Annotated in this window: 19 protein-coding genes; 7 read left to right on the top strand and 12 right to left on the bottom strand. The window is 56.3% G+C overall.

What is annotated here, in order from left to right:
• Nucleotides 1–22 precede the first annotated feature (22 nt).
• Nucleotides 23–457, top strand: a complete 435-nt coding sequence (trxC, locus tag CFI10_RS10655; RefSeq protein ID WP_206834408.1) for a thioredoxin TrxC — start codon at nt 23–25, stop codon at nt 455–457.
• Nucleotides 458–460: 3 nt separating this feature from the next.
• On the opposite strand, the gene CFI10_RS10650 is transcribed toward trxC, so the two are convergent.
• Genes CFI10_RS10650 through CFI10_RS10635 form a run of 4 tightly spaced genes read right to left on the bottom strand, consistent with a single transcriptional unit; the run spans nt 461 to nt 5,593 of the window.
• On the bottom strand, nt 461–2,404 hold the full coding sequence (locus CFI10_RS10650) for a bifunctional diguanylate cyclase/phosphodiesterase (protein ID WP_206834407.1): 1,944 nt from the start codon (nt 2,402–2,404) through the stop codon (nt 461–463).
• On the bottom strand, nt 2,404–3,117 hold the full coding sequence (locus CFI10_RS10645) for a transglutaminase-like cysteine peptidase (RefSeq protein ID WP_242529963.1): 714 nt from the start codon (nt 3,115–3,117) through the stop codon (nt 2,404–2,406). Before CFI10_RS10645 ends, CFI10_RS10650 begins: the two co-directional genes overlap by 1 nt.
• A gap of 57 nt (nt 3,118–3,174) precedes the next feature.
• Nucleotides 3,175–4,248 (bottom strand): DUF3080 family protein, encoded by a 1,074-nt coding sequence (locus tag CFI10_RS10640; RefSeq protein WP_206834405.1) that lies wholly within the window; start codon nt 4,246–4,248, stop codon nt 3,175–3,177.
• Complete coding sequence (locus tag CFI10_RS10635) at nt 4,193–5,593, bottom strand: MATE family efflux transporter (RefSeq protein WP_091823206.1); 1,401 nt, start codon at nt 5,591–5,593, stop codon at nt 4,193–4,195. The genes CFI10_RS10640 and CFI10_RS10635 overlap by 56 nt, the downstream gene beginning before the upstream one ends.
• A gap of 172 nt (nt 5,594–5,765) precedes the next feature.
• On the opposite strand from CFI10_RS10635, the gene CFI10_RS10630 reads away from it, so the two are divergent.
• Nucleotides 5,766–7,217, top strand: coding sequence for an NAD-dependent succinate-semialdehyde dehydrogenase (locus CFI10_RS10630; protein WP_206834403.1), 1,452 nt, complete (start codon nt 5,766–5,768; stop codon nt 7,215–7,217).
• A gap of 57 nt (nt 7,218–7,274) precedes the next feature.
• Here CFI10_RS10630 and CFI10_RS10625 read toward each other — a convergent pair whose 3' ends face one another.
• Nucleotides 7,275–9,017, bottom strand: coding sequence for a PHA/PHB synthase family protein (locus tag CFI10_RS10625; protein WP_091823200.1), 1,743 nt, complete (start codon nt 9,015–9,017; stop codon nt 7,275–7,277).
• 300 nt (nt 9,018–9,317) lie between these two features.
• On the opposite strand from CFI10_RS10625, the gene CFI10_RS10620 reads away from it, so the two are divergent.
• On the top strand, nt 9,318–9,569 hold the full coding sequence (locus CFI10_RS10620) for a glutaredoxin family protein (protein WP_242529962.1): 252 nt from the start codon (nt 9,318–9,320) through the stop codon (nt 9,567–9,569).
• 7 nt (nt 9,570–9,576) lie between these two features.
• Here the strand turns inward: CFI10_RS10620 and CFI10_RS10615 are convergent, their stop codons facing one another.
• Nucleotides 9,577–11,511 (bottom strand): transglycosylase SLT domain-containing protein, encoded by a 1,935-nt coding sequence (locus tag CFI10_RS10615; RefSeq protein ID WP_206834401.1) that lies wholly within the window; start codon nt 11,509–11,511, stop codon nt 9,577–9,579.
• 152 nt (nt 11,512–11,663) lie between these two features.
• Here CFI10_RS10615 and CFI10_RS10610 point away from each other — a divergent pair, with 152 nt between their 5' ends.
• Nucleotides 11,664–13,538, top strand: coding sequence for an ATP-binding cassette domain-containing protein (locus tag CFI10_RS10610; protein ID WP_206834399.1), 1,875 nt, complete (start codon nt 11,664–11,666; stop codon nt 13,536–13,538).
• Here CFI10_RS10610 and CFI10_RS10605 read toward each other — a convergent pair.
• The 3 genes from CFI10_RS10605 to pgi form a co-directional block, all read right to left on the bottom strand.
• Complete coding sequence (locus tag CFI10_RS10605) at nt 13,535–13,975, bottom strand: universal stress protein (RefSeq protein WP_091823188.1); 441 nt, start codon at nt 13,973–13,975, stop codon at nt 13,535–13,537. The two genes, CFI10_RS10610 and CFI10_RS10605, sit on opposite strands and share 4 nt — an antisense overlap.
• Nucleotides 13,976–14,054: 79 nt before the next feature.
• Nucleotides 14,055–15,302: a UDP-glucose/GDP-mannose dehydrogenase family protein gene (locus tag CFI10_RS10600; protein ID WP_206834397.1), complete on the bottom strand. Its 1,248-nt coding sequence runs from the start codon at nt 15,300–15,302 to the stop codon at nt 14,055–14,057.
• Nucleotides 15,296–16,948 carry a glucose-6-phosphate isomerase gene (pgi, locus tag CFI10_RS10595; RefSeq protein ID WP_206834394.1) on the bottom strand — a complete coding sequence of 551 codons (1,653 nt, stop codon included), beginning with the start codon at nt 16,946–16,948 and terminating at the stop codon, nt 15,296–15,298. Before pgi ends, CFI10_RS10600 begins: the two co-directional genes overlap by 7 nt.
• A 180-nt stretch (nt 16,949–17,128) precedes the next feature.
• On the opposite strand from pgi, the gene CFI10_RS10590 reads away from it, so the two are divergent.
• On the top strand, nt 17,129–17,635 hold the full coding sequence (locus CFI10_RS10590) for a hypothetical protein (protein WP_206834393.1): 507 nt from the start codon (nt 17,129–17,131) through the stop codon (nt 17,633–17,635).
• 41 nt (nt 17,636–17,676) lie between these two features.
• Here the strand turns inward: CFI10_RS10590 and CFI10_RS10585 are convergent, their stop codons facing one another.
• Nucleotides 17,677–18,396 carry a DNA topoisomerase I gene (locus CFI10_RS10585; RefSeq protein WP_206834390.1) on the bottom strand — a complete coding sequence of 240 codons (720 nt, stop codon included), beginning with the start codon at nt 18,394–18,396 and terminating at the stop codon, nt 17,677–17,679.
• Between the two features lie 176 nt (nt 18,397–18,572).
• Here CFI10_RS10585 and topA point away from each other — a divergent pair, with 176 nt between their 5' ends.
• Together topA and CFI10_RS10575 are read left to right on the top strand one after the other, a co-directional pair.
• On the top strand, nt 18,573–21,206 hold the full coding sequence (topA, locus tag CFI10_RS10580; RefSeq protein ID WP_206834388.1) for a type I DNA topoisomerase: 2,634 nt from the start codon (nt 18,573–18,575) through the stop codon (nt 21,204–21,206).
• A 43-nt stretch (nt 21,207–21,249) separates the two neighbouring features.
• Nucleotides 21,250–21,777 carry a DUF6586 family protein gene (locus tag CFI10_RS10575; RefSeq protein WP_206834387.1) on the top strand — a complete coding sequence of 176 codons (528 nt, stop codon included), beginning with the start codon at nt 21,250–21,252 and terminating at the stop codon, nt 21,775–21,777.
• Here the strand turns inward: CFI10_RS10575 and CFI10_RS10570 are convergent, their stop codons facing one another.
• On the bottom strand, nt 21,778–22,185 hold the full coding sequence (locus tag CFI10_RS10570; RefSeq protein ID WP_091823165.1) for a SulA-like leucine-rich domain-containing protein: 408 nt from the start codon (nt 22,183–22,185) through the stop codon (nt 21,778–21,780).
• Between the two features lie 15 nt (nt 22,186–22,200).
• On the bottom strand, nt 22,201–22,809 hold the full coding sequence (gene lexA / locus CFI10_RS10565) for a transcriptional repressor LexA (protein WP_206834385.1): 609 nt from the start codon (nt 22,807–22,809) through the stop codon (nt 22,201–22,203).
• Between the last annotated feature and the right edge of the window lie 53 nt (nt 22,810–22,862).

Here is a 22,862-nt window from a genome sequence, read left to right as displayed (position 1 = left end):
TTAATATTTTGGAGGCCAATCCATGTCTGACTCTCTTCATATTTCCTGCCCTTCCTGTTTGGCAACAAATCGCATTCCCGCTTCCAGGCTCACACAGAAACCTGCCTGTGGTCGCTGTCACCAACCGCTGTTCATGGCTACTCCGCTTGAGCTCGATGAAACCGCTTTTGCTCGTGTTCAGGCCAATACGGACCTGCCGGTTCTGGTTGATTTCTGGGCATCATGGTGCGGTCCCTGCAAGATGATGGCACCGGTATTCGAACGTGCGGCTGCCGAGCTGGAGCCTGCATGTCGTCTGGTCAAGATCAATACCGAGCAGTGTCAAAACCTGTCGGCACGCTACCAGATCCGCAGTATTCCAACGCTATTGCTACTGCAGGGCGGACAGGAGGTGGCGCGGCAGGCAGGTGCCATGGACCAGGTCAGCCTGGTCCGCTGGGTACGCCAGCATTTCTGACCGTCAAGGGAGCGGAGTCGGAGCGCCATACAGATAGCCCTGAGTGCCATCGATTTGCATCTCTTCCAGCAACTGCTGCTGCATTGGGCGCTCTACATGCTCGGCGTAGGCCTTTATTTCCAAACTGTGCGCTACGCTTATCAGGCTACTGACAAAGAAACGATCCTCCTCGCTGTGATCCAGCTGTCGAATCAGTGAACCATCAATCTTGAGGTAGTCGGGTCTCAATGCATAGAGGTAACTGAAGCCGTTGGGGTGTGTGCCGAAGTTGTCCACGCCAAAGCTGACCCCGAGCTGCTGTACTGAACGACGCAGGGATAGAATCGATTCCTGATGTGCCAGAATTGCGGTCTCGTTAATTTCAATGTTGAGCCGTCCTCGGTGTGAGCTGGCGCTGAGTTGCTCAAGCAACCAGGGCACAAAGGGCGGGTGTTCCAGTGTCTGGTTTGCCAGGTTGAGACTGAGTGCGGGTGCGCCTGGGTTGTGGCTCAGGTAATTCAGAGCCTGTCTGACGATGGCGCGATCGATTCGTTCCATCAGGCCGAGATCCAGCGCTACGCTGATGAATTCGCCGGCGCTGCAAGGTTCATTATCGAGGTTCAGAATGCGGGCAAACACCTCTGCATGAATCGCTTCCTGCTTGGTTGACTTAAGGATCTGGTGTTGCAGGAAGATTTGCTCATTGTTAATTGCATTGGCCACGTGAGACTGCCATTGCTCGGACCAGGTATGCTGGCTCTGGCGTGCGTGATAGTGCACCACTGCATCATGACCTGCCTCGGCTTCGTTAACAGCCAGGCGCGCCTGTGACATCAGCTGCTCAGGTGAACAGTGGTCATGACCGGAGGCGATGCCAATGCACAGTATCGAGGGTGTCGCGTCCTTCTTGCTGAGCTGTTCATACAGAGTGTTGATCTGCATCAGGCCGGGTTGCAGGCGGCGTTGCCAGTCATCGAAGTTGCGCTGCCTTGCCAGTAGTACCAGGTCAGCGCCACCGAGTCGACCGGTGATACTGAGTCCCGTGGATTGTCCAAGGTCTTCGATCATGCTGGCACATGCCTTGATCAGATGGTTGGCGGCATCTTCACCGAGATCACGGTTAACCTGCTGCAGGTCTCTCAGGTGGAACAGCAGTAGTGATGCGGGGCCAAAGTCCTGGCGGTATTCCAGATGCTCCTGAATCTGGGCCAGCAGGGCGCGACGATTATTCAAGCCTGTGAGGCTGTCACGGTAGGCTGTGCTGCGAAGGGCCTCAATATTTCGGTTCTGTTCCTCGAACATGTGTTGTACCTGCTTCACCATCAGGTTCATGGCGATAACAACGCGTCGCAGTTCGCGGGTTCGTGGAAGGTCAGGTTGTTCGATATATTCGCGCCGGGCAAGTGCCATTGCCTGATGCTCCACCCCGTGTAGAGGGCGCATGATAAAGCGCAGCAGCAGTGTCAGGAGCAGTGCAGAAACCAGAGCGAGTACGCTGAACAGCAGCATCGTATCGCGCACCCCGGCCCACAGTCGCTCATAGGCATATCCAGCACGGCTGCGCACATGGATCTCACCGACCTGTTGCCATTGATAGGCGATGGCGCGAGACATGGCGGGCGGCGTGATGCGCATCATGCTGATGAACCAATCCGGAGCATTGACTGCGGCTTCCGGATTGTAGCTCTTGCTATACAGAACCGAGCCATCCTTTCCGGTCACTTCAATCTGCTGGTAGAAGCCACTATCGAAAATGGCATTGACGGCGGTTGCGATGGTCGCGCTGTCGGATTGCTGCATATAAGGTGCGAGGTACAGTCCGAGATGAGTGGCGCCATCTTCGGCATGCGATTCGAGCTGGCGTACCAGTGTGTCGCGCGAGCTGTCCGAAAGGAGGTATACGGTGCCCAGAACCAGCCCCAGCAATACGGTGAATACGGCAGCGATCAGTTGGTTGGTAAGGGACATTATTGGCGCTCCTGCGACTGTTGAATGTTGACCCGGTTGTTTTCCATGCGTGACTGCAGTTGTACCCATGGCTTGAGGCGATCGGATGTACCCACCAGCTCAGCTCGCTGGCCTTTCTTGCTGAGCCAGAGGCTTTCACCGTTAAAAGTATAGACGTGCAGCAGGTCTGGGCGCTCATTGGCTGGGCGAATCGAGTTGATCAGATTGTCCAGTACCAGCGGCATGGCGGTGGGGCTGGGGTAGTAGGTCAGCACCATATGTGCCTGGTTCAGCTCAAGGGCCTTGACGTAGCTCAGGCTCAAACGCTCTTCAGCGACACCCATCACCCTTAGTGTGTAGTACTTGGCGATTGAAAAATCCTCGCAGTCACCGCCATTGCTGATCAGGAACTCCACCGGCGTCGCCCAATAGTCCTCCTTACCCCAGTGAGCAATATCATCCAAAAAACGCACCTGATTGAAAAATCGGTTAACCCGTTCCAGTTTCTCCGGTTCGCTCAACTGGTTGCCTTCGCGTATCAGGTTTTGCCAGGCCGTCAGCCTGCGTGCTGCCTGTTCTCCATACAGCTCACGGTAGCCTTCAATGCTGGCATCTGAAAGCAGTTGGGGCTGGTCGGCAGTGGCTAGCAGTGTGAGACCGGCGAACAGGGCTGCAACGCAGCACCGATACAGACAGCGTCCGGGTCTGCGCAGGCACATGAGGATGTTGCTCAAACGGGGCTTCCCATTAATGGTCTTATCAGTTCATGATGGTTGAAAAACGCGCGCCGCTCAAGCGTCATCCTGAACAGAGTGACCAGGCATCAAGCCACATTGACTGAGCAGGCGCTGCCAGGCGTCGGTATGGCGGTCTCGTGCCCGGATGTACTGTTGCCACAGGCTGTTATGGTGATCAGACAATGTTGCCTGAAAATAGTGCTTCAGGGCCGGGCTGGTTGGCAGTTCTGTGTAGAGAGGTTCAAGGCCGTTGCGCCATTGTTCACCGCTGCGGTGCAGAGCGGACATCATCGGTTGCAGTTCGCTTGCGTACCAACCGTTCAATACGGACTGAATGATACGCGCTCGGTTGTTGGGGCGATTATTGAAACAGATCGGGCGCTCATCGAGCCGAGCATTGATGGCGCTGGCGGTCTGGTCCAGTGTTTGGGTGAGCATATTCAGACTTTTCAGCCAGGGTGCGCCGAAGGGACGGGTATGAAGTTCGAAGTAGGATTGCTCAAGTTGGTCGCTCCAGGAAGGCAGAGACCAGTCAGGCTGTTGGCTCATTCTAAGCAGTTGCTCGAAACGCTGCAGAGGGGGCTGGAGCGCTCCGGATTGCTGAGCCTGTTTCATCTCTAATGCAGGGTGAGTGCGTGAAAATTGGGAGACCATTTCGCTGGAATTGAAAATGGCGTTACTCAGTACCCGTGGCAGCTGCTGGCGTTTGACCTGTTCGATGTGCTGCAGCCGTTCAAGCAGCTCATTTTCGCTTGTGTCACGTTTCGGCTGCTGTTGAAGCTCATGTATACAGTGGCGCAACGGTGGCAAAAAACGCAGCTCATAGAGCAAGCGCTGCGATGGCAATGCCAGTTTGCCCAGTGAGCTGTTGCGCTCTCCGATCAACTCCATCAGACCGCAGCGACGCAGATCAAACACATTCACAACGCCCTCTCTCAGCTCAGGTATATCAAGCAGTCGCTCTCGTGCTTGAGGGTAAGGCGGTATGGTTGTATCAAGCTCCAGATTGATGGGGTAATCGATGGCATTGGCAACGCGACTGGCATAGTCCTCCAATCGCGTCTGGGGATTTTCAGTGCTGCAGGCGCTCAACAGAAGCAGCGCCAGAGTTGCTATCAACATCCGCATGACGTGCAATCCTGACCAGGCGTGTTGTCAGTAGTACGGCACCGACGCTGAGCCCGATCAGCAGTCCATACCAGAGTCCGGCTGCCCCCTGTGGCGCTGTCAGCCATTGAGTGAATCCCAGTACATACCCGACCGGAAGGCCGATCAGCCAATAAGCAATGAACACCATCAGCAGGGGGACGGCCGTATCCTTGTAGCCACGCAAGGCGCCGGCTGCACTGACCTGAAGTGCATCGGAAAACTGAAAAACGGCCGCAATACTGATCAGGGTGGCGGCCAGGCCAATAATCGCTTCACGGTCAGTGTAGAGTCCTACAATGGACTCGGCCAACAGTAGTGAAAGTGAGCTGCTGACCAGGGCGATGGTCAGGGTGATCATAACGCCAGTGATCACGGCATGTCGTGCGGCATCGCCTTGACCGGCCCCGACAAGCTGGCCTACACGGATGGTCAGTGCCATTGCAATGCTGAGTGGTACCATGAAGATCATGCCAGTATAGCTAATGGTGATCTGGTTGGCGGCGATCACCGTCTCGCCCAGCGGGGCCAGCAGCAGCGCCAACACGCAGAACATGCTGACCTCAATCAGCAATGCAAAGCCGATCGGCAGGCCGAGCCGAAGGAATGTCAGAATCACACTGCCTTTGGGGCGCTGCCAGTGACTGTAAAGACGCAGTGGCCTGAAGCGGGGGCTGCGCAGCAGGTAGGCAATGCCGGTCAGCAGCATGACCCACATCACAACGGCGCTGGCATAGCCGCAACCAACACCTCCCATTTCCGGCAGCCCCAGCTTGCCGAAAATCAGTACATAGTTGAGCGGGATATTACAGAGCATGCCCAGTACGGCGATGCGCATGACCGGATGGGTTTTGCCAAAGCCTTCACTGTAGCTGCGTACCACTTGATAGAGCAGAAAAGCAGGGAATCCCCAGCTTATTGCATCAAGGTAGTCGCGTGTAGTCTGCTCCAGTCGGGCTTCCAACTGCAGCAATTCGAGTATCGGGCCTGGGTTGCGCAACAGCAGGACCCCCAGCAGGCTCAACAGCAGCGCAATCCATACGGCCTGCTGCAGCACCTGGCGGCTGCGGCGCTCGCGATGGGCGCCTATCAGGTGGGCAACCAGCGGAGTGGTGGCCATCAGTATACCGCCCAGTGCCAGAAACAATGGCAACCAGAGGCTACTGCCAAGTGCAATGGCCGCAAGGTCGTTGGCTCCCGCACGAGCAGCCATCAGGGTGTCGATAAAGCCGATGGCACTCTGAGCCAGCTGAGCTACCATGATCGGCCAGCCAAGCAGTAGCAGGGTGCGAATTTCTTCGCTGCGGTTGAAACCAGACCTCAACATGTCGCAGGTGCGGCGTGCTGAGCGTGTGCGGTGTTCATTGAACGGGTCCTTTTCACGGTGTGGCTGCGCATGTTGGAATATCCTCCTGTGGCGGGGCAAGGATAAGGGTGCGCTAACAGTAGTGCAACGCTAAGATGCAATGATACTGATAGATCAATTCCGGAGGTGAGTGATGAAGCTGCAAGACAGCAGTCTGCTGCGTGGGCAGGCCTATGTTAACGGTGAGTGGATTGACGCGAAAAGTGGAGAGACCTTCGCTGTCTTCAACCCTGCTACGGGTGACGAGCTGGTCCGGGTGCCACTGATGTCAGAGGCGGATGCCAAGGTAGCCGTGACCGCCGCTCATGAGGCCTTCAAGCAGTGGCGTACGACAACCGCGAAGGAGCGAGCGACCGTGCTGCAACGTTGGTATCAACTGATGCAGGACAATATGGAAGACCTCGCACTGTTGATGACGCTTGAGCAGGGCAAGCCGTTGGCCGAAGCTCGTGGCGAAGTGCAGTATGCTGCAAGCTTTGTCGAATGGTTTGCCGAAGAAGGTAAACGTGCCTATGGCGAGCTGATTCCAACTCACAAGCAGGATGCTCGCATTCTGGTCAGTCGTGAACCGGTCGGGGTGGTTGCCGCCATCACGCCCTGGAATTTCCCCGCCGCCATGATTACCCGCAAGGCCGCTCCTGCTCTGGCAGCAGGTTGCAGTTTCATCTGCAAACCGGCAGAAGATACACCGCTTTCTGCACTTGCACTGGCCGAATTGGCTCACCGTGCCGGTATTCCGGCCGGGGTGTTCAACATTCTTACGGGAGATCCAAGGGCGCTGGGCTCGGTGCTGACCGGGCATGAGCTGGTCCGTAAACTGTCTTTTACCGGCTCCACCCCGGTTGGCAAGCTGTTGATGGCGCAGTGTGCCAATACAGTGAAACGGGTCTCTCTGGAGCTGGGCGGTAATGCCCCCTTCATCGTATTTGATGATGCGGATCTTGAGCGGGCGCTGGATGGCGCCATGGCATCCAAATATCGCAATGCCGGCCAGACCTGTGTCTGTACCAACCGCTTTCTGGTGCAGGACGGAATCTATGACCGCTTTGTCGAGGCGTTGGCTGAACGCACGCGACAGCTGAAAGTGGGAAGTGGCACTGACGCAGATGTGCAGCAGGGGCCTCTGATCAACGCCGCTGCAGTGGCCAAGATCCAGAGCCACATTGATGATGCCGTTGCCAAGGGAGCAAGTGTGGTGTGTGGCGGCAAGCCACATGCCTTGGGACGCACATGGTTCGAGCCTACTGTGCTGCGTGATGTAACGCCACAGATGCAGGTGGCAACAGAAGAGACTTTCGGGCCACTTGCTCCTGTTTTCCGCTTCAGTGATGAAGCGGAGGCCATCGCCATGGCGAATGACACCGAATATGGTTTGGCGGCCTACTTCTTCAGTCGTGATCTTGGACGGGTCTGGCGGGTGGCAGAAGGTCTGGAGTACGGCATGATCGGCATCAATGAAGGGATTATATCCACCGAGCTGGCGCCGTTTGGCGGGGTAAAGTCATCCGGGCTGGGGCGTGAAGGGGCACGTCAGGGGCTGGAAGAGTACCTGGAGTGCAAATACATGCTGATGGGTGGTATCTGACATAAAAACGCCGGGGCTGTGCATGCAGCCCCGGCGTTTTTTAAAGCGTTGACTGGATTAGTCCAGACGCTTGCGGACGTAGCTGCCGGGGGCAGGCTCAATCACTTTGTAATCACTGTTGCCGTAATCCTTCGGCGCATCAACTTTCTTGCCGGCACGACGACGCAGCCAGTCGTTCCAGTTGTTCCACCACGAGCCTTCCTGGCGCTCAGCGGTTTCCAGCCAGGCTTCGGGACCGCGTCCCATTTCGCCCTTGATCCAGAAATTGCGGCGATTCTTTTTCGCCGGATTGATAACGCCGGCAACGTGTCCACTGGCACCCAGCACAAATTCCACTGTGCCGCCAAACAGATCCAGCGCCTTGAAGGTGCCTTTCCAGGGGGCGATATGGTCTTCCATGGTCGACAGGAAGTAGCAGGGAGTTTTGACCTTGCGCAGATCAATCGGCTCGCCGCATATGGTCAGACCGTCAGGCTCAACCAGCTTGTTCTCTAGGTACATATTGTTTATGTAATAGGTGTACATCGCTGCCGGCAGGTTGGTCGGGTCGCTGTTCCAGTAGAGGATGTCGAACGGCGGTGGTGTCTGTCCCTTGAGGTAATTGTTGACCACATAGGACCAGATCAGGTCATTGGAGCGCAGCATGTTGAAGGATGTGGCCAGTTCTCGGCCGTGCAGAATGCCTTCACTGTTGACCTTGGATTCCAGCTGCTTGACCTGATATTGATCGATGTATACGCACAGGTCACCGGGGTTGCTGAAATCGATCAGCGTGGTGAGGAAGGTGCAGCTGCCGACCGAGTTGTCCTTGCGGTTGGCCAGCACAGCGAGGGCCGAGGCCATCAGGGTACCGCCAACGCACCAGGATACGGTGTTGACCTTTTCCTGACCGCTGATTGACTTGGTGACTTCAAGTGCCTTCAGAATACCGTCGCCAACGTAGTCATCCCAGCTCAAATCGCGTTGCTCTGCACCGGGGTTGGTCCAGGAGATGAGGTAAACATCCTGTCCCTGCTCCAGGCAGTAGCGGACAAACGAGTTATCCTGCTGCAGATCCAGAATGTAGAACTTGTTGATGCTTGGCGGCACGATAAGGGTTGGGCGCTCGTAAACCTGTTCGGTCAGCGGTTTGTAGTGGATCAACTGGAAGATGTCATTCTGGAAAACAACAGCACCTTCAGTCGTTGCCAGATTCTTGCCCAGTTCAAATGACGACTCGTCGGTCATTGAGATGCGGCCTTTCTCGATGTCGCCGAGAAGGTTTTTCAGACCGTTAACCAGACTTTCCCCTTTGGTTTCCAGTGCCTGTTGCAGCACTTCGGGGTTGGTGATGGCAAAGTTGGTGGGGGAGAGCGCATCCACATACTGGCGGGTGTAAAACTCCAGCTTCTGCTGCTCCTGCGGCGACAGATTGGCATTGTGGGCCATCTCGGTCAGCATGCGTGAGGTCAGTAGATAGGACTGTTTGATATAGTCGAAAACCGGGTTTTTGGACCATTCATCCGCCTTGAAGCGGCGATCGCCGGGCGGTGGTTCGGCAACCGGGCTGCTGGTATTGCCCGTCAACAGGTTGCGCCAAAGGTTGAATTGCGCCTGCTGATAGTCAGCGATGGCACGTACCCATACAGTCGGATCTTCAAGAGAGCGGGTGGCCAGTTCAGTCCATGATTGCGTGAACTGACGCAGGATATCGTCACCGCCGGTTGCCGAGAACATCTCCAGCATTTTGCTGGTCTCGTGATTGACGTAATTGATGAATTCCTGCGGGTCTGTTGCGATGTTGCCTTGTTTATCCGTCATAACTGCCTGCTTTCGGTCTCTGTTGTCCGGTATGAACGCAGGCTCCCTGGCCCTGAATACGCTTACGCCGGAATCAACCTGTGGTTTTGGCTTGTAGCGGGAAACTGCTTTGAGCATAGACCGGTGCCTATGGCACTGACAAGCCCTCATAAAGTATTAGCATCAGGCTTTGCTATTGCACCTGTGTTACTGCGATGCAATATTTCGCGTTTTGCTGTCGAGAGAGCATGGCCGAGGTGAAGGTTGTGTCAGTATAAGTAATAATGTTGCATGCGCTTAAAAACAGGATGAAAAGTGATCATGTACCAGCTTGACCTGATGACCACAGAGGGCTGTCACCTGTGTGATGATGCCGTTGCCATACTTCAGCTGGGGCTTGAACCGGATGAGGCTGAAGTGGATCTGGTTGATATTGTCTACGATGAAGCGCTGATGGAGCGCTATGCGACACGGATTCCCGTATTGGTTGATCGGGTCAGTGGTGGCGAGCTTGATTGGCCCTTTGATGGTCAGCGGCTGGCGCAGTTTCTGCAAAACTGCGCTCAGCCTTAGGGTCAGGTTAACCGCCGTTCTGCTGATACAGTGCCAGCATATTGAACTCCTGTGGACTGAACAGGGTCACCGGGCGCTGAGCCAAACGTTCGTAAATGACTCTGAATGCCAAAACGTTTTGGACGTAGTTGCGGGTTTCGTCGAAGGGGATGGTTTCGATCCAGATGTCCAGTGGCAGGTCACCCCGTGCATCCAACCATTGGCTGACGCGATAGGGGCCGGCATTATAAGCGGCTGATGCATAGGCCAGGTTGCCGTTGAAGCGCTCAGCCATCTCGCTCAGATAGGCGGTGCCCAGGCGAATATTGGTGTCTGGCTCGGACAGCAGGCTGAGCCTGGGCAACGGAATGGCATGGCGTTTGGCCGTGGCGCGTGCCGTTGCCGGCATCAACTGCATCAATCCCAGCGCGCCGGCATGGGAGCGTGCCTGCATCCAAAATGCACTCTCCTGACGGGCAATGGCAACCGCCCAGGCCGGATCGATGGCGCGATTCTGGGCGTGCTGTTCAAACAGCTCCGGCAGGGGGTTGGGGAAGCGCAGCTGCATGTCGTTCCAGCGCTGGCTGCTGATGGCGCCCCGAATGCCTTGATCGTACCAGCCCCATTCTCTGGCCAGGTGGGCGGCCGCGTGAATTTGCTCGGGCTTCATGTGGCTGATCGCAAGATTCCACTCCGAGCGGGCGTCATAATAGCGCTCAAGCGCGAGCAATTCACGAATGCGGACAAACGCAGGCAGTTGTGCCAGCTGTTGTTTGGCGTCTGTGCTCTGAACCAGTGGCGTATCATTGAGCTGGTAGGGTGTGTCCAGCATCTGGGCTGCCATAAAGCCATAGAATGAGCGCTCGGTGGCAAGATCTCGCAACAGAGCCTCTCGGCCGGGCTTACCTAGCTGTTCCAGAGCAATCGCTTTCCAGTAGCGCCAGCGGTCGGTGTGTCTCTCAGCCTCGTCCAGCTTTTCAATCAGGGACAGCGCTTCGGCCCAGTCCTGTCGTACCAGCGTCAGACGAACTCGCCACCCAGAAAGGTCTGCCAGTTTATGCTCGGGATCCAGTGAGGCCAGCAGGGGATCGGTTTCGGCCGGGAAGCGCTTTGCCATCAGCACGCCCAGACGCCTGCTGACGGAGTCGTATTGTTCGGCCGGTACCTGCAATCGCTCGCGCTCACGTACCCAGAGTCGAATGGCCTGCTCAAGGTCCTGACGTGCCAGTCGGTTGACCGCCAATACCAGCAGCTGATCGGCATGCGGTGTTTCGGGGCTGAGCAACTGGGGTTGCTGTGTCAGTTGCTCCGGGTTGTCATACAGGGAACGAGCCAGTTTTGCCTGCTGCTGCAACTCGCTTTGCGTAATGAAGCGTGCCGCATAGGTTGCCAAGCCGGGGCGTCCCCGCATCAATGCAGCCAAGTGGCGATTGAGTGCATCCTGCTGGCTGAAGTGGCTTGATTTCAGCCACTGACTGAAAACGGGGTCGCATTCGTCAGGCTGTGAATGGCCAACGGTCCAGAGCGTGCGGGCCGCTTCCCAGGCGTCCTGCTGTTGCTGCGTGTCCAGAAGGTAGCTCGCATGCAGGCACTGCAACCGAGTGTCGGGGCGCTGAATTTGTTGCCAGGCTTGGCTGAAAGCTGGCCAGTCTTTTTTTTCGCCACTGCTGCGAGCCCAGGCAAACAGCAGTCGACCCGCCAATGGGGTATCCGCATTGGCATCGATAAATGCCTGCAGTTGTTCAGCAGAAGCGCTGTCGATCCGGCTGTTGATTTGCTGGTACTCGAGATAGGGGTACAGAGGATATGCACTGAATGCGGTTTTTTGCTCATGGCTGAGCGGGGTGGCCTGCAGCAAGGCGCTTCTGAACTGTTCACGCAGTTCATCGTGATGATCGTGTGCGCTGGATACGCCAGCTTGCAGCAGTGGCGGCAACAATAACAATAACTTCAGCCTGAACATAATAATCTCCGAACAGCCGTAACCAATCTGAATACTGTCGGCCAGTGTATCCTGCTCTAAAAGTAAAAATAACCATTGTTCTGCTGTTTTCAACAGAAGCACTGAATTCAGGTACACTAGCGTGCTTGAATGTTTGTAAGGTACGGGTTTGTATGCCGCTGATAAAATTGGAAGGTGTGTCGGTCAGCTTCAGTGCTGCGCCGCTGATGGATGGTGTTGATTTTCAGATTGATCCAGGCGAGCGGATTGCACTGGTTGGCCTCAACGGGGCGGGGAAGTCGACCCTGATGAAGCTGGTGTCCGGCGAGATTCATTCTGATCAGGGCTCTGTCTGGCGGGATCCGGCCATTCGTATCGCTCAGCTGTCCCAGATGCTGCCGGCAGCCGATGAGCGGACGGTACATGATGTGGTAGCGTCCGGTCTTGCCGAAGTGGTTGAGCTGCGCCGTGCCTACGATACCCTTTCACACAACACGGATGCCGCTTCACTGAAGCAGCTGGAAGAGCTGCAGCATCAGTTGGAAGCCCGTGACGGCTGGCATCTTGAACAACAAGTACAATCTGTGCTGGATCGGCTTGGGCTGCAGCCGGATACCCGTATGGCAGAGCTGTCCGGTGGTTGGCGTCGCCGTGCCGCCCTGGGGGCGGCACTGGTGCAGAAACCAGATCTGTTGCTGCTGGATGAGCCGACCAACCATCTCGATATCGAAACCATTGAATGGCTTGAGCAGATGATGCTCGACTTCCGGGGAGCCATTCTGTTTGTCTCGCATGACCGTGCGCTGGTTGAGAAGCTGGCAACACGCATCGTAGAGCTGGATCGCGGTGTGCTGACCAGCTTTCCGGGCAGCTACAGCCGTTACCTGGAACTGAAACAACAGCTGCTGGATGAGGAGGCGCGTCACAACGCCGAATTTGACAAGAAGCTGGCCCAGGAGGAACGCTGGATTCGTCAGGGGATCAAGGCACGCCGCACCCGCAACGAAGGCAGAGTTCGTGCGCTGGAGCAACTGCGACGCGAGCGTTCACAGCGCCGTGAGCGCCAGGGCGGGGCAAGCTTTGGCCTTGAAGAGGCGCAGAAGTCAGGCAAGCTGGTGGCAGAGCTGGAGCATGTCTCGATGAGTTACGCCGGCAAACCATTGTTGTGTGACTTCTCACTCAAGATTCAGCGTGGTGACCGAATCGGTTTGATCGGTCCTAACGGCAGCGGCAAAAGCACTTTGTTGAAGATTGTACTCGGCCAGCTTGAGCCGGAGTCTGGTGTGGTCAGGCTCGGCACCAAGCTGGAGGTGGCCTACTTCGACCAGCTAAGAGGACAGCTTGACCCCGAAAAAAGCGTGATCGACAACGTATCAGGTGGGCGCGAGAGTATTGACGTCAACGGTCAGTCGCGCCACATTATCAGTTATCTGCAGGATTTTCTGTTCAGCCCCGAGCGTGCGCGGACCCCGGTCAAGGCGCTTTCCGGTGGGGAGTGCAACCGACTGCTGTTGGCGCGTCTGTTCAGTCAGCCGGCCAATGTTCTGGTACTGGACGAGCCAACTAACGACCTTGATGTGGAAACGCTGGAGCTGCTGGAAGAAATTCTACTCAACTTTGATGGCACCATTCTTCTTGTCAGTCATGACCGTCGTTTCCTCGATAATGTGGTCACCAGCTCGGTGGTGTTTGAAGGGCAGGGTGTGGTCCGTGAGTATGTGGGTGGCTATGCCGACTGGTTGCGGCAGCGGCCACAGCCTGTCGCAGCGGCCAAGGCCGAGAAGCCAAAGCCTGTTGCCGCGAAAAAGCCGACGGCCAAAAAGCTGAGTTATAAGCTGCAGCGAGAACTGGATCTGTTGCCACAGCAGATGGAGGCGACAGAGGCTGAGCTGGAGCGGTTGCACGCTGTCACCGCATCACCCGAATTTTACGCCGGTGATCAGACCGAGATTGCCAACACGCTCGAGTTGCTGCAACAGCAGGAGCAGCAGCTCGAGGCGTTGATGGAGCGCTGGGTTGAGCTGGAGTCAATGCAGGAGGGGGGTTAGTCCTCCTCTTTTACCCGAATTGCCAGCACATCACATTTGGCGCCATGCAGGACACCATTGGCGGTCGAACCAAGCAGCAGGGCAAGCCCATGGCGGCCATGGCTGCCCAGGATTACCAAGTCGGTGTTGTGCTCTTCGGCAGCACGGTGAATTTCCGTCTCGGTATGGCCTGTCACGATAATTTTGTTACTGACAGGGTAGCCAATCTTTTCTGCATACAGGTCCAGCTTGGTGCGTGCATGCTCGTCAAGCTGCTCCTGTATGGTCGTCAGGTCCATGGGAACATCGCCGCCATAGGCAAAGCTGAGAGGCTCCACTACGTGAATCAGGTTGAGTTCGGCGCCGAAAGCTTTGGCCATCTCGGCCGTTTTCATTGCCAGCTGTTCCGATTCATCTGACAGATCCAGCGCAAGCAGAATGCGGGAATAGATACTCATCGTTACATCCTTCCAGTTGAGTGTGCCTCTAGAATAGCACTGCATGTGCCCGGCGCACACTCCGGATGCTTGACGTTTTTCAGCGTCCTACGCCGTAATAGGTAAATCCAAGCTGGCGCAGGTAGTCCGGCTCGAACAGGTTGCGACCATCAACAATCAGCGGTGTTTGCATCAGCTGCAGCAGGCGCTCATAGTCCGGAGAACTGTACAGGGGCCATTCGGTTAGCAGCAGCAGCGCATCGGCCTGCTGTGTTGCTGTGTAGGGGTCTTGATGCAGTGTGAGTCCGGTGCTTTGCCCCAATTCGCTCTGAAGGGCACTCAGTGCTTCGGGATCATGCACCTGAACCTGTGCTTCCTGTGCCAGCAGGGCACGAATGACCCGCAATGACGGCGCGTTATCCACGCTGGCAACCCCAGGCTTGAAGGCGCATCCCCAGATGGCGATGCGTCGACCGCGCAGATCACACCGATAGTGCTGCCAGAGTTTGCGGAAAGGCAGTTCTTTCTGACGCTCGTTTTCATTCAGCACGGTGTTGAGCAGGGTTGAGTGGCGGGTTTCTGCCAGTATGTCAGCCAATCCCTCAATATACTGGGTGAAATGGTGGCCACCAAAACCGCAGCCGGGGGCCAGGTAATGCTGGCCAATGCGCTTGTCGCTGCTCATGCCCTGTCGTACTACTTCAATATCCACGTCAAGGCGGTCCGCCAGGTTGGCCAGTTCATTGATGTACCCAAGGCGCAGGGCCAGCATCCCGGAGATGGCAAACTTGCTGAACTCGGCCTCCCGTCGACTCATCCACTGAATCTGCTGCAGGCGAGAAGAAAACGGTCGAAGCAGGGCCTGTAGCAGCAGGCGCGCAGCATCATCCTCGCACCCCACCAGCAGAGTATCGGGAGTTGCAAACTGCTGCAGTGCCTGTCCCTGCTGTAGAGTGTCTGGCAGGCAGACCAATGACTGCTGGCGGGCAGAATCAAGCAGGGCGTGCAGTCGATCGCTGGCACCAATGCCGAAGTTGCTTTGATTGATTAGCACCAGATTGTCAGGTCCCTGCAGGCTGAGATCACGACAGACGCTTTCGGCATGGCTGATATCGGAAGGGTGGGAGGCAAGCCAGTGCCATGGGGCCTGCAGTGCTTCCTGGTGGCTGCACAGTCGGATATTGCCGGATGCCATGCCTGCTGCAAGGCTGTCCATCAGCCCGGGCTCGGCTCGATGGCTGCTTTCACCCGGAGCTGCTTGCTGCAGAAGTACGTGGTTCCCGGTGCGAGCAAGTTCGACGGCTGCCACCCAGGCACCCAGTTCGTCCCCCCATATCGCAATCAACATTCTGTACTCTCCCGGTCGCTCCATTGACCATGCAGCTGATTCAATACGCCTTCGGTCGCGATATCAAATCGGTCAGTCGTTGCCGGGGTGCCGATTATATCCAGCAGGCTGTTGGCCACCTGCTTGCCAAGCTCGACGCCCCATTGGTCGAAGGGGTTGATGTTCCAGATGACAGACTGAACAAACACCTTATGTTCGTACAGGGCAATCAGAGCCCCCAGTGACGCGGGTGTCAGCTCGTCCAGCAGGATAAGTGTGCTGGGCTGATTGCCCTGGTAGCGCTGCCAGGGCGTTGCATTGGATTGATCAACCGCAGCATCGCCCAGTGCCAGGACTCGTGCCTGTGCCAGGCAGTTCGCCAGTGTCAGACGATGCTGGGACTGCAGGGCATCGCTCTGGTCGGCGTAGCGCCGTGCCGGAACAATAAAATCACACATGACCGCTTCGCTGCCCTGATGCAGCAGCTGGTAAAACGCGTGTTGGGCATTGGGGCCGATTTCACCCCAGAGCACTGGACAGGTGTGGTGTTCAATTCGACTTCCCTGCCGGTCGACGCTTTTGCCGTTACTTTCCATCTCCAGCTGCTCAAGGTAAGCCGGCAGATGCGCCAGCCGGCCATCGTAGGGGAGAATGGCGTGGGCATGGATGCCAAGAAAGTTGATATTCCAGATTTCGGCCAGTGCCAGCAGGACAGGCAAGTTGTGACTGAAAGGGGTGTGCCGAAAATGCATGTCCATGCGGTGAGCCCCGTCCAGCAGGGCTCGAAAACCGCTCATGCCGATCCTGACAGCGATCGCCAGGCCAATGGTTGACCAAAGCGAATAGCGTCCGCCGACCCAGTCACGAAAATGAAGCTGGTTCTCAACCGGAATGCCCCAGGCTTCTGCACGTGGCGCATTGGCGGTTACAGCAATGAAATGGCGTCGAGCAAGCAGCTCAGTGGTCAGGCCGCTGGCACGGATAAGCCAGTCCAGTGCCGTCGCGGCGTTGGCGAGGGTGTCGGCGGTGGAAAATGACTTGGATGAAACAACAAACAGGGTGCGGGCCGGGTCAAGCTGGTCCAACAGGCCTGAAATCTGGCTGCCATCCATGGACGATATGAAATGGGTTGTGATCTGGCGTGCTTCCGGTGCTTGAAAGCCGTCCAGTGCGCGGCAGACCATCATTGGACCCAAGTCTGATCCGCCGACTCCTACATTGACCAATGTGTCGATCGGTTCGCCGCTAAAACCGCGCCATTGGCCCTGATGTAGTTGTTCCACCAGGTGCTGCATGCGCTGGAGATCAGCCTGCACCAGTGTGACAAGGTCTTCCCCCTGATGTTCAAGCGTTGCTTCGGCGGGCAGCCGAAGGGCTGTGTGCAGTGCGGCGCGGTTTTCTGTGTGGTTGATGCGATCGCCCTTGAACAGGGACTCGATCCACTGTGCCAAGTCGCAGCTGTCAGCGAGTTGCAGTAACTGGGTCAGGGTATTCGTGGTCAGCCGTTGTCGGGACAGATCGAGCAGCAGCTCATCCTGACGAAAACTGAACCGGGAAAACCGGTCCTTTACCTGCAGCAGGTCGCGCAGGTGCAGAGAGGATTCAGTGGCGCAGAGCTGTTCCAGCTGTTGCCAAACCCTGTGCTTGTCCAAGGCGGCTCCTTGCATCTTTACTAATGAGTTGTTGGCAGCGGCTGCCAACCTGAGGCGCATCTTAGTCAGAAACGGCTTTCAGTTAAAGCACTGGTCCATGGCTGTTGCATTCTGCCGGTGCGTCATACTGTCGTTTATGTGGTCTTAGCGTTACTATTCGCGCCTGTCCCTGACCTCTGACCTGGAGTCTGTCGAATGAAATGGTTCATCATCTCACTGGTAGTTGCCTCACTGATAGGCTCGGTCATGTGGGTGATGCCCAGCCCGCGACAGCGCTATCAGGCAAACCTCAGGCTCAAGGCACGTCAGTTGGGCATTCTGGTGCAGATGGCGCGGGTATCCCTGCCGCGAGCGCTTGGCGAGATGGAACCTGAAGTACGTACAATCCCGGCCTATCGCATTGCAAGAACCAATCTGGAGCGAGGTGAGCGCGACAACTGGAGTGGTTGGGAGGTGTTGCGCGTTGATACCCTGGATCATCTTGGCCTGATTGAAAACTGGAGCTGGAGCAAAGGACAGGGAACGCTGCAGCCGGAAGCGCTGGAGCGGTTAAACAGCCTGCTGGAGCAGCTGCCGGATGACGTGCTGGGTGTTGAGTCAACTCCGCTCAGTTTAACGTTCTACTGGGATGAGCGTGGCGACGAGACACGTTTGGATCTATTGTATCGCCTGGCTCGGCCAATGTTGGAGCAGAAAATCTGATAGCGATGACGCTGGGTAGAGGGGTTGAACGAGAAGCGGCTTCAGGGCTGTTTTTCATTCAGGTAATCGTCCAGTGACTCTGCAAGAGCGCCGGCGCCCCAGTTGCGTTTGGGCTGAATTCTGTCGATTTCAGCTTGTAGCTCATCCAGGCGCGGCTGCTTCTGTCGTTGCGGTGCGGTAGCCCGAACGAGAACCGCCTTGGCGTGTTTCAGGTGAGAAAGGGCCGCAAGCTTGTCACCGGATTCAATCAATCTGGACGCCTGATACTGGTGGGCGTCGGCCACCAACGATACGTTAAGCCAGTACAGCTCTGTTTGATATGTACGGGCAAGCTGACCGGTCATCTTGCCGGCCTGTGCCATCTGCGCGATCAGCTTTTCCGCAAAATTGATGTAAATCTGGGCCCGTTTGACGGCTCGGTCACTGTTGAACCGGCTTTTGTCAGGCTTGCTGCGGTCACTGCTTTCTTTCAGTTTGCTGATTTCGGACATCAGTTCGGAGTCCGGTGCCAGCAGGCTGATCTCCTCGATAAGCGCCATCGCATGCTGGTTGAGCTTGTCGATAATATCCTGCCGGCAGCCGCTTTCTTTCAGAATGGCCAGGGCGTGCAGGGTGTGCTCCGCCTGTGTTTGCAGCCAGCTCAGCCTTTCTCGGCGCGCTTCGGTCTGCTGTTCGCGCGTGGTGACCACATAGTTGATCGCCAGCGCCAGAATACCGACTCCGGCGATGAGGATTACAAGATACAGGTTGTCTCCAAGCATGGTGTTTGGCACTCTGAAAAGAGATGTTAATTATAGGATGGTGTGTACATGAATTGTAAGGCATCCGCGTGCGGACTGGTATCGCCGGTCTCAGACACTGCTTGACGCTGGCAGCACCACCCCTTATATATGCTCGCAGTTTCTGAGTTGCCCGTTCTAAAAAGGATCCGTATCTCATGGGAAAAACCCTAGTCATTGTCGAATCACCGGCAAAGGCCAAAACGATCAACAAGTATCTGGGCAGCCAGTATGTTGTCAAATCGAGTGTGGGTCATATTCGCGACCTGCCAACCAGCGGCAGTGCCAGCAAGAGCGATCCCAAGGAACGGGCGCGTCAGGCAGCCTTGACGCGCAAAATGTCGCCGGATGAGAAGGCGGTCTATAAAAAGCGGAAGTCTCAGGAGCAACTGGTAGCGCGTATGGGGGTCGATCCCGAGCATGACTGGGAAGCCCACTACGAAATTCTTCCCGGCAAGGAAAAGGTCGTTGAAGAGCTGCGCAAGCTGGCCAAAAACGCTGATGAAATCTACCTCGCAACGGACTTGGACCGCGAAGGGGAGGCGATTGCCTGGCATTTGCGCGAGGCGATCGGAGGTGATGACAGTCGATTCCGGCGCGTAGTTTTTAACGAAATTACCAAGAAGGCGATTCAGGAGGCGTTTTCCCAGCCGAGCGATCTGGACCTTAATCGTGTCAACGCCCAGCAGGCACGGCGTTTTCTGGACCGGGTTGTGGGCTATATGCTGTCACCTCTGCTGTGGGAGAAGATCGCCCGTGGCCTCTCGGCCGGACGGGTACAGTCCGTTGCTGTGCGCCTGATCGTCGAACGTGAACGCGAAATCCGTGCCTTCATACCTGATGAATACTGGGAAGTGCATGCCGACTCGGAAACACAGGCCCAGCAGGCGCTGCGGCTTCAGGTCAGCAAATATGCCGGCAAGACATTCCGTCCAGAGAGTCAGGCCGAAACCGAGACCCATCTGGAGCGCCTTCGCAACGGTGCACTGGCTGTGCGTGCGCGCGAGGACCGCCCCACCAGCAGCAAGCCGTCGGCGCCATTCATTACCTCTACACTGCAACAGGCTGCCAGTACGCGGCTGAGCTTTGGCGTCAAGAAAACCATGATGATGGCTCAGCGGTTGTATGAAGCGGGCTATATCACCTACATGCGTACCGACTCGACTAACCTCAGCGCCGAAGCGGTGGAGGCGTGCCGTGAGTTTATTGCTGAACAGTACGGCAAGGAGTACCTGCCGGAAGAGCCGGTCAGCTACTCAAGCAAGGAAGGGGCTCAGGAGGCGCACGAAGCGATTCGGCCTTCTGATGTAAATCTGACGGTTGATGCTCTCAAGGGCATGGAGCCGGATGCCCAGCGCCTGTATGACCTGATTCGGCGTCAGTTCCTGGCTTGTCAGATGATGCCTGCACTGTACACGAGCACCCGTATTACCGTTGAAAGTGGTGATTACGAGCTTACTACCAAAGGTCGTATTCTGCGTTTTGACGGTTATACTCGCGCGTTGCCGGCCAAGGGGCGCAGTGACGAAGATGTCATTCTGCCGGATGTAGCGCAGGGCGAAGTGCTGGCGCTCAAGTCGCTGGACCCGAAGCAGCACTTTACCAAGCCGGCACCACGCTACAGCGAAGCCAGTCTGGTCAAGGAGCTTGAAAAGCGTGGTATTGGTCGTCCTTCCACGTATGCCTCCATCATTTCAACAATTCAGGATCGCGGCTATGTACAGGTGCAGGGGCGTCGTTTCTATGCCTGCAAAATGGGTGACATTGTCACCGAGCGATTGAACGAGAATTTCTCCGATCTGATGGATTACAGTTTCACCGCGCGTATGGAGCAGCGTCTTGATGACGTGGCGCAGGGTGAGGTGAACTGGAAGGAGCTGTTGAATCAGTTCTACAGCGGCTTTACCGACAAGCTGCAGGAGGCGCAAAGTGCTGACCACGGCATGAGGCCCAACAGTCCGACGCCGACAGATATTGATTGCCCCGAATGCGGTCGCAAGATGATGATCAGAACGGCAAGTACGGGCGTGTTCCTGGGCTGCTCTGGCTATAACCTGCCGCCCAAGGAGCGCTGTAAGTGCACCATCAACCTGATACCAGGCGACGAAGTGGTCAGTGTGGATGGAGATGATGAAGAAGAGTCCCGCATCTTGCGCAACAAACATCGTTGCAAGCTGTGTGATGCGGCGATGGACTCCTACCTGATCGATGAGAAGCGCAAGCTGCACGTGTGCGGCAACAATCCCGACTGTCCTGGTTTCGAGGTTGAACAGGGTAGCTTCAGGATCAAGGGCTATGATGGGCCCAGTATCGAATGCGACAAGTGCGGCTCCGAAATGCAGCTTAAGACCGGTCGTTTCGGCAAGTTTTTCGGTTGCACCAATAGCGAGTGCAAGAATACGCGCAAACTGCTGAAAAACGGTGAGCCGGCGCCTCCCAAAATGGATCCGGTACCAATGCCGGAACTGCAGTGCGAAAAGGTTGAAGATACCTACGTACTGCGTGATGGTGCCAGCGGCCTGTTCCTGGCGGCGAGTCAGTTTCCGAAAAAACGGGAAACGCGTGCGCCGCTGGTGGCTGAGCTGGTGCCGCACCGTGATGAGATCGATCCCAAATACGCCTATCTGATGGATGCGCCGCAGAAAGACCCTGATGGTAATCCGGCAGTAATTCGTTACAGTCGGAAAACCAAAGAGCAGTATGTGATGACGGAAGTTGAGGGCAAGGCAACCGGCTGGAAAGCGTTCTACCGTGACGGGCGCTGGCAGGAAGAGCAGGGACGTAAGCGCTGAGCGTGAGACCGAGACCGTCGGCGCATTCAATGGAGTACAGGTAATGAGTGATATCTATGCGGTTCGTACCAATCAGAAGCTGAATTTTGCGCGCCTGCATATCAAGGCGCTGGAGCAGGCGGAAGAGGCCTCACAGTGGAGCAAGCATGCCAGAATCGAGTCCTATCATGAGTCGATCCTGTTCTTCATGGCAAGTGGATACTCGGCGCTGTTGCGCGAGATTGCAGAAAACTACAATCTCGATGTGGATCGGATCCATCGCTTCACTGATCTGTCTGAGCAGCTTGAAGTGACTGGTCAGGAATCCCCCGAAGTAATTGAGCTTGAACAGTTGGAGCGGGACAGAGGAAGTTGGCTGCACAAAATGCTGTCTGCTTATGAGGCCTGCTGGCAGGCGTCAGACTACCACCGGGCAAAAACCGAGGTAGACAGCAGCATTTCCGAAATTCATGTATTGCAGATCAACCCGGACCATTCGGAAGACAAGGATGTGTTGGCTGAATACAAGGCTTGGTTACAGGCGTTCCGTGAACTGATAGAACGCCTGCGCGCTGGCATGCAGGAGTGGTAATCAGGTCCGCACCAGAATGCCCAGTGCATCCCCCTGGCTTGCTGACTGATTGAGTTGATCGAGCGATGGTGCAGCACCGCTGCACCAGGCGATGACCGTGTGGCATGTGCCGGCAGCCAGTGCCCGTCCGCATAGCAGCTCGGTTTGATCGAGACTGCAGGTATTCAAGACCAGTATGTGACGTGTACAGGCGCCGGCCTGCTCCAGTGCCTTGCGGGTGATATCATGTGGCGGGTTAATCAGGACCAGCCAGCGGTCTTCACGACTCAAGCCTGCGATCATGGGCAGCAGCAAGGGCTGCAGGCAAACTGAGCTGTTATGCAGCAAAATCTCGGTGACCCGGCTTTCAACGCATTCACGTTTGCTGTGAGGGTTCGAGTTCGTTGCTGTTGCATGAATTGCAGACATGGCGAGTGACCTCTGTCAGTTGCCTTGCCGGATAACGCCAACACCCAGTCCTTCGATGATCAGTTCCTGTTCACTCAGGTCTACCTCTATCGGGCTGAAGTCTTCGTTTTCGGCAATAAGAAAGACTTTGCGGCCATCACGCTTAAAGCGCTTGACCGTTACTTCGTCGCCGATCCGTGCGACCACAACCTGCCCGTCCCGGGCCTCTCGGGTTTGATGTACGGCGAGCAGGTCGCCATCCATGATTCCGATGTTTTTCATGCTCATCCCCTTGACCCGCAGCAGGTAGTCAGCGCGGGGGCGGAAGAAGTCTGCCGAGATGGTGCAGTGGTCCTCGACATGCTCCTGTGCCAGGATGGGTTCACCTGCTGCCACTTGACCAATAACGGGCAGGCCTTCGGTATCCGGTTGCTCGGCTTCCGGCAAGCGAATGCCTCTTGATGTGCCCTTGGTTAGTTCGATGGCGCCTTTGCGGGCCAGTGCCTTCAAGTGTTCTTCAGCCGCATTGGCTGACTTGAATCCCAGTTCGCGTGCAATATCGGCTCGGGTGGGCGGGTAGCCTGTTGTTTCGATATGTTTGCGAATGCATTCCAGTACTTCAGTCTGGCGATTGGTCAATTTCATGGCATCTGTTCCCTATCCGGTTACTGTGATTCTATACAGTGAATGAGCAGGGT

This window comes from Marinobacterium iners (assembly GCF_017310015.1).
Classification (GTDB): Bacteria; Pseudomonadota; Gammaproteobacteria; order Pseudomonadales; family Balneatricaceae; genus Marinobacterium; species Marinobacterium iners.
The sequence above is the reverse complement of the archived record's forward strand: the minus strand, read 5'-3'. Positions and strand labels throughout refer to the sequence as shown.